The sequence below is a fragment of the Thermaurantimonas aggregans genome, assembly GCF_003851885.1.
GTDB lineage: Bacteria > Bacteroidota > Bacteroidia > Flavobacteriales > Schleiferiaceae > Thermaurantimonas > Thermaurantimonas aggregans.
This window is the reverse complement of sequence record NZ_BHZE01000040.1, coordinates 1-5,769: the sequence shown is the minus strand read 5'-3', so window position 1 is coordinate 5,769 and position 5,769 is coordinate 1. Positions and strand designations below refer to the sequence as shown.

4 protein-coding genes and 1 tRNA gene are annotated in these 5,769 nt (G+C 38.8%); 2 read left to right on the top strand and 3 right to left on the bottom strand.

The window, feature by feature from the left end:
• Positions 1 to 134: 134 nt before the first annotated feature.
• Positions 135 to 208 (bottom strand) — tRNA-His (locus tag EIP89_RS11295).
• Between the two features lie 240 nt (positions 209 to 448).
• Here EIP89_RS11295 and EIP89_RS11290 point away from each other — a divergent pair.
• Positions 449 to 2,269, top strand: a complete 1,821-nt coding sequence (locus EIP89_RS11290; protein ID WP_124398794.1) for an OmpA family protein — start codon at positions 449 to 451, stop codon at positions 2,267 to 2,269.
• A 104-nt stretch (positions 2,270 to 2,373) separates the two neighbouring features.
• Here the strand turns inward: EIP89_RS11290 and EIP89_RS11285 are convergent, their stop codons facing one another.
• A complete protein-coding gene (locus tag EIP89_RS11285; protein ID WP_124398793.1) occupies positions 2,374 to 3,258 on the bottom strand; it encodes a hypothetical protein in 885 nt (294 codons plus the stop codon).
• A complete protein-coding gene (locus EIP89_RS11280) occupies positions 3,255 to 4,583 on the bottom strand; it encodes a serine hydrolase domain-containing protein (protein ID WP_124398792.1) in 1,329 nt (442 codons plus the stop codon). The genes EIP89_RS11285 and EIP89_RS11280 overlap by 4 nt, the downstream gene beginning before the upstream one ends.
• A 58-nt stretch (positions 4,584 to 4,641) precedes the next feature.
• Between EIP89_RS11280 and EIP89_RS11275 the strand changes: the two genes are divergently transcribed.
• On the top strand, positions 4,642 to 5,616 hold the full coding sequence (locus tag EIP89_RS11275; RefSeq protein ID WP_124398791.1) for an aspartate-semialdehyde dehydrogenase: 975 nt from the start codon (positions 4,642 to 4,644) through the stop codon (positions 5,614 to 5,616).
• The last annotated feature ends 153 nt before the right edge of the window (positions 5,617 to 5,769 follow it).

The following is a 5,769-nucleotide window of genomic DNA, read 5'->3' as shown; positions in this document are numbered from 1 at the left end:
ACTTCAAAAATCAATTTTTTGAAATATCACTACCAAAAACCTGCTTTAAGTCTAATTCATTTTTTGTAACATTAAATACCATTTAAAAACTGATAAAAAAAAGCTGCCCTCTTTTAGGACAGCTTCAGCTGATGGGTGGCAGATGGGTCTCGAACCCACGACCTTCGGAACCACAATCCGACGCTCTGACCAACTGAGCTACAGCCACCATTTTTTTGGGCTGCAAATGTAATGTTTCACTTTTGATTTATACAAAGCCCTTTTCGTCAAATTTGATTTTTTTTAACCCCTACTTCAAACTTATTCATTCCAATCGTTTTCTTTTACCGTTCTTTGCATGTACTTAAAAATCTAGAGATTGAAATCGAATTGCTCTTGGGTTCTTTCGCTTCTTTTGGTGTTTTTACTTGTGCAAACAACTAATGCACAAAATAAAAAGGCACTAAAAATGTATCAACAAGCCCGCGAGAAATTAGCAAATAGAGACATCCCAGGTGCCTTAAAACAACTGGACGAACTCAATAGAAAATACCCTGACTTCACCGATGCCTGGATTTTGAAGGGCGATTTTCATGCACGCGAAAAAAATACTGATCTCGCTCTTGAAGCTTACATAGGCGCTTTAAAAGCCGGTGCCGGAGCCTTTTTACATCTTTCGGTTGCAGAGTTGTATTTCAATAAATATCAATATGACTTAGCAAAAAAGCATCTCGACGTCTATCAAGCCTATCCAAAGGCAAGTCCGCAAGGCCTACAGAAAGCAAATAAAATTCGTCGAAACATCGAATTTGCCACTGTTGCCATCAAAGACAGCGTTCGATTCGCTCCCGAAAATCTCGGTCCTTCCGTTAATGATCGGCATCACCAGTACTTCCCTGCTCTATCCGCTGATGGCAAACTGTTGGTTTTCACTGAAAGAGAAGTGAATACGGAAAAGAAAGATGAAGATTTCTATTTCACAGAGCTTCTAAAGGGCGGTGGGTTTTCTCCCAAGAGAAAACTCCCAGGCTATATCAATACTCCACTTAACGAGGGAGCTCAGTCAGTATCGGCTGATGGACGCATCATCATTTTCACTGGTTGCCATCGCCCTGAAGGTTACGGCTCATGCGACTTATATGCGAGCTATCTGATGCCCGATGGCAGTTGGAGCCCTCCTCAAAATTTAGGTCCAGCCATCAATACATCTGCTTGGGAGAGCCAACCTTCCCTTTCACCCGATGGCCGCACGCTTTTTTTTGTTCGCGGTAAAACCGGCCGAGACGAATCTACAGACATTTATTACTCAACCCTCGATGAAAATAGGCGATGGACAGAAGCCCAACCATTACCCGGCGCCGTTAATACTTCCGGTCGTGAGGCTACCCCATTTATCTATTTCGACAATCAAACGCTTTTTTTTGCCAGCGATGAACACCCCGGTTTTGGAGACATGGACTTTTTCTACTCCAAACGCAATGCCGATGGCACATGGTCACAGCCAATCAATCTCGGTTATCCCGTCAATACTTCATCCGAAGAATTCAGCCTAATTATTAGCCCTGACGGGCGTACAGCCTATTTTTCAAGCGATAGCCGTGCCGATGGCTTCGGCGGATTTGACCTTTACAAATTTTCGCTCGATGAGCGAATCAGACAAACTCCCGTCGCATTTGTGAATGGCGTGGCGATAGATGCAAAAGACGGAAAGCGCATTGCTAATGGTTCTATTCGTCTTTTTGATTTGAGTAATGGCAAAGAAATCTGGACCGGCGAATCGCGAAAAGATGGTTTATTCTTTTGGGTGTTGCCAGGAAACAGAGAATATGCCATGTATGTCGAAAAAGAAGGATACCTCTTTCATTCTGAAAATTTTGTAGTGAAAGAAGAGCCATCAGATAGCGCACTTCAAATAGAGGTCAGACTGAAACCCATTGAAACAGGTAGTGTTATTGTCCTTCAAAATCTCTTCTTCGATACCGATTCCTATCAGATTCAACCCAAATCGGAAGCTGAATTATCTAAAATCTTACAATTTTTAAAGCAAAATCCAAATGTGCGGGTAGAAATTTCAGGACATACCGATAGTAGAGGATCAGCTTCTTATAACCGTATTCTTTCCCAGAATCGGGCAAAAACTGTTGTAGATTTTTTGGTAAAAAATGGCATTAATCCATCGAGACTCACCGCCAAAGGCTATGGAGATACTCAGCCAGTGGCCTCTAATGACACAGAGGAAGGGCGCCAGCAAAATCGAAGAACAGAACTAAAGATTATTGCCATTCAATAATTTGTATAATCGGGATTTTTAAAAAAACACATAAAAAAATCCGCTTATTTCTTAACAGCAGATGAAAGCAATAAAGTTTAGAAAAGCAAATGTTGAGTTAATCTCTAAAATCTGTAATAGTATTCCAGACGCAATCCCGTGAAGGGCCAGGAAACATTGCCTTTTTCGATACGAAATTTTAAAATATCTTTATTTAAAAAATAAAAAACTTCCAAACTGCCGATTACAGGTTTATCGTATTTTCCAAAGTATCCTAAATAACTTCTAAGATGAGTCCCGGCACCCCATTTTCGACTTTGTAATCTCCCGCCTATTCCAAATAGCAATGCGTCGTTCTGTTTGTGATCTGTTCGATAAGTTTGATAGGCAAAAAATCCAAGCATTCCAAAAAACTGATAAGTAAAAGTTTGTTTCGAATAAATTTTCCGGAAATTCACATCAAAATAATAACCCGGGGTATCCGTAAAACGAGCATCTTCAACCCTACTCCCAGAAGCTGTTTTTAACCCAATACGCAAGGCTATTTGGGGTAACTTTTTGGCAAACTGAACGATTTGCCAATGAGTTTCTACATAAAGATCGCCAATGGCCCAACCTCTGCCCTCATATGTGCGCGCTGCCCTGAAATCTCGAACAGCATCACTCGATGTAAAATATTCGGCTGATACCATCCATGCGCATAAAGCGACTCTTCTATCTGCCTGATAATAAATGCTGTTTTTTAATGAATAGGTTTTTTCTCCTCGCGTAGTAGTATAATATGTCGTTCCACTTAAACCATTTAATGAATCCCATACAGAGTACATAAGTTCAGGAACAGGTAAAGCATTAGGCCCCATTCTTCCAGGTTCCAGATGTAGATATGATTCAAAGGGCGACATTCCATCCCAGCCATGCAACGTGTTCCACCACTGGTAGTCCGTTTGTTGAGCTTTTAAGTGAATTAAAAAGAAAAAATAAACGATAGAGAGAAGAGTGTTGCTTTTCATTTCCGTTGATACTGAAGCCTATACCCACCTTGCTCGAGAATAAATCCTTGATACTTGCCTTCAGTCATTTCTTTGAATTCTATCACAATACCAGCCTGTTTATAAGTAAATCGATCATCCGTTTCAGCGTTTAGTCGTATAGCTTGTTGTCCAGTAGCTTGAGCAAAGAGTTTATTTCCATCTTTTTTAAAAATTTTTATGTCAAGAGGCAAATCGTTCGACATGTATTCTCCTACACATGCATCTAGAATTTTTTCCTCCGGCACATAAGATCCTGGTATGTTGAAGGAATGCGGAATTCCGTAAAAAGCTGATAGAACTCCAATAGCTACATCATTAAGTGAAATATCTGTAATACTGTTACCCAGCACAACCATTGTAACATTATCATCCGGAAAATAAACCGCTATGCTTCTCAAACCATCTATTCCTCCCGTATGCCCATATCCAACTTTTTGATAAAAAGGAATTTTAAAAACACCCATCCCTACCCCATCTCTGAAAGAGGTCATTTTTTCGAGACTTTCATTTGTTAGAATGCTTTTTTTGTAAAAAAGTCTGTCATAAAATAAAGCAACACCCGAAGCTGTAGCAGCTAGACTACCTGCACCTAAGGCTACCATCGGGTAAGTTTCAGGAGCTTTTTCCCAAAGAGAATCATTTTTAATGAAAGAAGGCACCCAATTTTTGTTACAAGTATCAATACAACAAATTAAATTTTTTCGTACATTTTTAGGAAGCAAACCATTTATGAGCTGACAATATGTTTTTCCAGTTATTCGTTCAGCAATAAGTCCTAAAAGAAAGTAATTACTATTAGAATATTCAAATTTTTCACCTGGTTCGAAATCTGCCGGATAAGAACAAATTTCCTTTATAATTTCTTGATTTGCAATGGGTTTTGTATAGTATTGATAATATTTTTCTTCATTTGTATAGCTGTGAATTCCACTTCTGTGCATTAGCATCATTTCTATTGTTATTCTGCGGGCATTTACCACTTCTGGAAAAAACAAATCAAGTGTGGTAGCCAAGTTTAACTTCTTCTTTTCAATGAGATTAAAAATTAAAGCAGCGGTAAATGTTTTAGAAACTGATCCAATTTTATAATAACTCTTATCGTCGTGAAGTATATTTTCTATTGGATTGGAATAGCCAAAATTTCTGTTGTACAAAAATTTTCCATCTTTCATAATTACCACACTTCCATTGAAATAACCCTTATCAACCAACTCTTGTAACTTATAGGTAATGCTATCGATATTACGAGCACTTGAAATAAAAGCTACCGCAGCAGATAAAAGCACTAAAATTTTGAATTTCATTTTGCAGAATTTAATACGTATCAAAAATACTTTTACGGCATGTAATCAACATCAAAGAATGAAAATTGCTGTAGTAGGTGCCACTGGCTTGGTTGGGCAAGTAATGCTTAAAGTATTGGAAGAACGAAATTTTCCAGTTACTGAGTTAATTCCCGTAGCTTCCGAGAAAAATGTGGGAAAAACGATCTTGTTTAAAAATCAAGAAGTAAAAATAGTTCCCCTTCAGGTAGCAGTAGATTTGAAACCCACCATAGCAATCTTCTCGGCAGGGGGAGCTGTGAGCCTTGAATGGGCTCCACGATTTGCTGAGGTAGGTTGCAGAGTCATCGATAATTCTTCAGCATGGAGAATGGATCCCACTAAAAAATTGATCGTACCTGAGGTAAATGGCCATTTGCTCACCGCTGAAGACATGATCATAGCCAATCCCAACTGTTCTACTATTCAAATGGTTATGGTTTTGGCCCCGCTGCATAAAGAATTCAAAGCAAAGAGAGTCGTAATAAGTACCTATCAATCAGTTACAGGTACAGGGGCAAAAGCTGTCGCCCAGCTCATGTCTGAGCGCAAAGGTGAAAACGCTGAAAAAGTGTATCCACATCCAATTGATCTAAATTGTATTCCTCAGTGCGATGTTTTCCTCGATAATGGGTATACCAAGGAAGAAATGAAATTGACAAACGAAACCATCAAAATTTTAGGTGATCCAGGTGTAAAGGTGACCGCTACTGCTGTAAGAGTTCCTGTAATAGGTGGCCACAGTGAATCTGTAAACATCGAATTTGAAAAACCATTTGAAATTGAACAGATTTTCGAAATACTGAGCAAAACAAAAGGTGTAAAAGTTCTAGATAATCCTCAGAAATCAATTTATCCAATGCCAATTATCGCAAATGGCAATGATGAGGTTTATGTAGGGAGAGTTCGCAGGGATTTTACTAAAGAGAATTCTCTAAACCTTTGGATCGTAGCAGATAATCTGCGCAAAGGTGCTGCAACAAATGCTATCCAGATCGCAGAAATATTTGTATGAAATTTCTGTATTTTTAAGATAATGACAACAAAGAAGGTGTCCAAAAAGTAAAGGACGCCTTCTTTTTTATTTTGATAAAACCCTTAATTGAAGTAAATTAGAGCCATCATAGACATTTTAAGTGAGGCGAGTAGTCTTTAAACAGCAACCCGG

What these genes read in the sequence shown, in the direction of transcription:
- EIP89_RS11285 (WP_124398793.1), bottom strand. Translation starts at nt 3,258, where the DNA reads ATGAAAAGCAACACTCTTCTCTCTATCGTTTATTTTTTCTTTTTAATT.
- EIP89_RS11275 (WP_124398791.1), top strand. Translation starts at nt 4,642, where the DNA reads ATGAAAATTGCTGTAGTAGGTGCCACTGGCTTGGTTGGGCAAGTAATG.
- EIP89_RS11280 (WP_124398792.1), bottom strand. Translation starts at nt 4,583, where the DNA reads ATGAAATTCAAAATTTTAGTGCTTTTATCTGCTGCGGTAGCTTTTATT.
- EIP89_RS11290 (WP_124398794.1), top strand. Translation starts at nt 449, where the DNA reads ATGTATCAACAAGCCCGCGAGAAATTAGCAAATAGAGACATCCCAGGT.